Annotated in this window: 3 protein-coding genes and 1 pseudogene; 1 reads left to right on the top strand and 3 read right to left on the bottom strand. The window is 67.1% G+C overall.

Features of this window, described 5'->3' with window-relative positions; genetic code table 11:
- Together ACTHLF_RS20890 and ACTHLF_RS20885 are read right to left on the bottom strand one after the other, a co-directional pair.
- The coding region (locus ACTHLF_RS20890; RefSeq protein ID WP_440330104.1) for a CHASE3 domain-containing protein at positions 1–1,012 on the bottom strand (1,012 nt) is incomplete at its 3' end.
- A 97-nt stretch (positions 1,013–1,109) separates the two neighbouring features.
- Positions 1,110–2,015: a lysostaphin resistance A-like protein gene (locus ACTHLF_RS20885; RefSeq protein WP_440330102.1), complete on the bottom strand. Its 906-nt coding sequence runs from the start codon at positions 2,013–2,015 to the stop codon at positions 1,110–1,112.
- Positions 2,016–2,149: 134 nt separating this feature from the next.
- Between ACTHLF_RS20885 and ACTHLF_RS20880 the strand changes: the two genes are divergently transcribed.
- On the top strand, positions 2,150–3,811 hold the full coding sequence (locus tag ACTHLF_RS20880) for an FAD-dependent oxidoreductase (protein ID WP_440330100.1): 1,662 nt from the start codon (positions 2,150–2,152) through the stop codon (positions 3,809–3,811).
- Between the two features lie 110 nt (positions 3,812–3,921).
- Here the strand turns inward: ACTHLF_RS20880 and prfC are convergent.
- Positions 3,922–4,207 (bottom strand): annotated as a pseudogene (gene prfC, locus ACTHLF_RS20875) (peptide chain release factor 3); the annotation flags it as partial.

The raw sequence follows: 4,207 nt of genomic DNA, 5'->3' as shown, positions 1-4,207 counted from the left end.
TCCCCGCCAGCTCAAGGCGCCGGGTGTCCTCGCGGTAGATGTAGAACACGCCGACGCCCGCGTTCAGCGACGAGACCAGTTCCGACACCAGCGCCTCGGCGAACTCGCGGTAGGTGGTGCACTCCTGCAGGCGGTTGGAAATCGTGGTGATCGCGGACTTCAACCAGGTCTGGCCGGCCGTCTCGATCGCCATGGTCTTGAACACCTGCAACGAGCGGGCGATCTCGCCGATTTCGTCGCGGCGGGTCAGCTGGCGCACTTCGATCGTGTGGTCGTGGGCCGCCAGGCGCGTCATCAGCTCGGTCATGCGCACGAGTGGCCGCGTGATGAGGCGGAAGGTCATGGCGATGACGAGCCCGCCGACCACCAGGCACAGGACCAACGAAATGATGTCGACGGCCTGGGTCGTCGCCAGGGTCGTGTCCAGCGCCGCGTTGCGCCGGTCGAGAAGGCCGCGTTCGGTCACGGCCATTTCATCGACGAGCTTGCGGATATCGGCCATAACGACGGTCCGGCGGGCGAAGTAATCCCGGCGGATGCCATCACGGGCGAGGGCGCCCTCGGGCGTCACGGCGTTGCCGATGGCTCGCATGGGCTCCATGCCGTTCTTCACCGCCTCGGCCTTCCAGCGATCGAGCATGTCGCGGAGCCGGTCGAGCCTGCCCTCCTGCAGCGGGTTGTCGACGGTGAGCTCGCGCAGCTTCGCCAGGCTTGCCGACAGATCCCGGTCGGCGGCCTCGAAGTCCGCGTATTCGGTATCGTTCTGGGTCAGCATGTAGCCGCGCGCGGCGACCTGCCTTTGCTGCGCGTCCGCGCCCACATCGGCCAGGGTGAGCAGGACCACGTAGGTGTGGGTTGCCCATGATCGGGTGTCCCTCTCTCGCCCCAGCGACACCAGGTTGGCGATGCACGCCGCCACGAACAGGGCGAGCAGGGCGCCGATGGCGAGGATGATCTTGCGCTGGAGAGGCTGGTCGGCCAGCCAGTTGCGCTGCTTGTCGGTGGAAGTCATGCGATGACCGGTAGTGGGACGGGGTGCGGCGCTTCGCCGTAGTTAGTACTACGAATCAGCAGGCGCCTTCCTTGGCGGGCAACACAGTATCGGCAGGTTATGCGACGGGCTTGATGCGGCGGCGTGCCCAGAACGGCGGGACCAGGGTCCCACGGCGGATGGCGATGGCCAGCAATATCGCCGTCAGCGTGGAGCAGATGCAAAGGGCGACCACCGAGGCCTCGGCGCCGAACTCGCCGCCGGTGAGCCAGTCGGGCCCCTGCAGGGTCGAGGCGAGCCAGCCCTTCTGTGCGAAGCCCGACACCGCGATGCCGTAAAACGGCCCCTGGGTGACGTTCCAGGCGGCATGCAGGCCCATGCACAGCCACAGGGAGCGGGTCACGTGGTAGATCAGGCCAAACAGCAGGCCGGCTTCCAGGGCGATGGCAAGCGCGCTCCAGACGGTGGCATGCGGGTTCCAGATGTGCAGGAAGCCAAACACGGCGGCTGACAGCAGGAGGGCGATCCAGGTGCCCAGGCCTTCGTCGATGATGCGGAACAGGACGCCGCGGCTGACGATCTCCTCGAGCACCCCGGGGCCCACGCCCAGGCCCAGAATGAGCCCCAGCCAGGGGACGTCCGGGTTCGTGCCGTGGACGACGTAGGCGCCAAGTGCCCACAGCGCGCCGACCACCAGCGAAAACAGGACGAAGCCGCCGACGATCCCGGCCAGCACGTGCGGCGCGAACTTGCGTGCCGCCAGTTCGTCCATCGGGCGGTTCTCGATCGAGCGCACGAGCAGCCAGTAGGCGAGGACCACGGGGAAGAGGTGGAAGACCTCATCCAGCGCGGTGATCTCGCCGGACGTCGCCGCGCCGCCCGAGGGGCCAAGGCTGGCGTGGATACGGCCGGTGACCATCCCGATCAGGAAGAGGCTGACGAAGAAGATCACGATGCGGCCGGCCGGCGAACGCAGCACGCGGGCGGGGAGCGAGGGTGGCGGGGCGGCTTCGTTGGCGGACATGGCTCGGGGCTTGTGGCGGATGCGTGGTGCAGTCTACGCAGGCATGATGGTGCTCCGATACAAGATCGTTCCCCGTCCGCCCGGTATCGTTCCGGAACGGAAGCGCACTGGCCCCGAAAACACCGGAATCACCGATGTCGACGCTGCAAGATAACGATCCTTCGAGCCCGATGAACCGGAAGGAGCAGACCTTCCCCCGTCTCAACGACGACATGGCGGCGCGCATCGTCCGCTATGGCGTCGAGGAGCTGGTCCCCAAGGGCACCATGCTCTTCCAGCGCGGCCAGCGCCGCATCGATTACTTCTTCGTCCTCGAGGGCAGCATCGAGGTTTACGACGTGGGCGATGACGGCCAGCCGCGCATCGTGGTCGTCCACGGCGTGCACCAGTTCACCGGCGAGGTGGATCTGTTCAGTGGCCGCCAGACCATGGTGAACGGCCGTGCCGGCGTCGACTCGCGCCTGGTCCGCGTCGATCCCGCCGGGTTCCGCCGGCTGGTCACGGGCGAGCCGGATATCGGCGAGGTCATCATGCGGGCCTTCATCCTGCGCCGGGTCGGGCTGATCCAGAGCGGGCAGGGTGGCGTGCTGCTGGCGGGTTCGGCGCATGCCGCGGATACCGTGCGGTTGCGCAGCTTCCTCATCCGCAATGGTTATCCACACCGCTTGCTCGACACCGACCGGGATGACGATGCGCGCCACCTGATCGAAGGCTTCGGCCTGCAGCCGGACGAGTGCCCGGTCGTAATCCTGCCCGACCGCCGGGTCCTGCGGTGTCCCGCGACCGCCGACCTGGCTGATGAACTGGGGATCACGATCGAGCTGGACAGCGACCATGTGTACGACGTCGCCGTCATCGGTGCGGGCCCGGCGGGCCTTGCTGCCGCTGTATACGCCGCCTCCGAAGGGCTGGACACCGTCGTCCTGGAGGGGCTGGCGCCGGGCGGGCAGGCCGGTACGAGTTCGAAGATCGAGAATTACCTCGGGTTCCCGACCGGCATCTCGGGGCAGGCGCTCGCGGGGCGCGCCCAGGTCCAGGCCATGAAGTTCGGCGCGCACATGGCCGTGGCGCGGGAAGTGCGCAACATGGATTGTTCCGCACATCCCTACCGCCTCCACCTGTGCAACGACACCGTGGTGACCGCGCGCGCGGTGGTGATCGCCACGGGCGCCCGTTATCGCAAGCTGGCCCAGGTGGATTACGAGCGCTTCGAAGGGCAGGGCATCCAGTACGCCGCCACGGCGATGGAAGCCACGCTCTGCGCCGGCGAAGAGGTCGTGGTGGTCGGTGGCGGTAACAGTGCCGGCCAGGCCGCCGTGTTCCTCGCGCGGACGGCAAAACACGTACACATCCTGGTCCGTGGCGAAGGTCTCGCCTCCACGATGTCGGATTACCTCGTGCAACGCATCCTGCAGTCGCCCAGCATCACGCTGCACCCGTACTGCGAGATCGACCATCTCGATGGCGACGCGTACCTGCGCGAAGTCGGCTGGTATTGCGTGAAGACCAACCTGCAGACGCGGGTGACGGTGGCGGCGCTGTTCGTCATGATCGGTGCCGAGCCCAATACCGCATGGCTGCAGGGCTGCCTCGACCTCGACAAGAAGGGCTTCGTGCTTACCGGCCGCGATGCCGATGGCTACGCCACGCCGTCACCGTATGCGACCACCTTGCGTGGCGTCTTCGCGGTGGGCGACGTGCGCTCGGGTTCGGTCAAGCGCGTGGCGGCAGGGGTAGGCGAGGGCTCGGTCGTGGTCCACGCCATCCACCGTTTCCTCCACCCCTCACCGGTTTAGCGTAGGAGCCCACCCTGTGGGCGACATTTTTCGCGACAAGGCCGCAGGTCCTGCGGCTCTTCCGCGAACGGCGTCGCCCACAGGGTGGGCTCCTACGCGCGCGAGGGGCGTCAAACGTCGATCGAAGCCGCGTGTTCGCGCGTGGCTGAGAAACGCACCTGCGGCCAGCGCTCCTGCGCAAGCTGGAGGTTGACGCGGGTGGGTGCGAGGTAGACCAGCTCGCCGGCCGCATCGATCGCGAGGTTGGCGGCGTTCTTTTCCTTGAACTCCTCCAGCTTCTTCTCGTCGCTGCAATGGACCCAGCGGGCGGTGGCGACACCTACCTGCTCGAACGACGAATCGACGTTGTATTCGTCCTTCAGGCGATACGCGACCACGTCGAACTGCAGCACGCCG

This window comes from Luteibacter sp. (assembly GCF_051958795.1).
GTDB lineage: Bacteria > Pseudomonadota > Gammaproteobacteria > Xanthomonadales > Rhodanobacteraceae > Luteibacter.
Note: the sequence above shows the minus strand (reverse complement) of the source record. Positions and strands in the feature narration are given on the sequence as shown.

Excerpts from the sequence above, each read along its gene's own strand:
- ACTHLF_RS20885 (WP_440330102.1), bottom strand. The coding sequence starts at position 2,015 with ATGTCCGCCAACGAAGCCGCCCCGCCACCCTCGCTCCCCGCCCGCGTG.
- ACTHLF_RS20880 (WP_440330100.1), top strand. The coding sequence starts at position 2,150 with ATGTCGACGCTGCAAGATAACGATCCTTCGAGCCCGATGAACCGGAAG.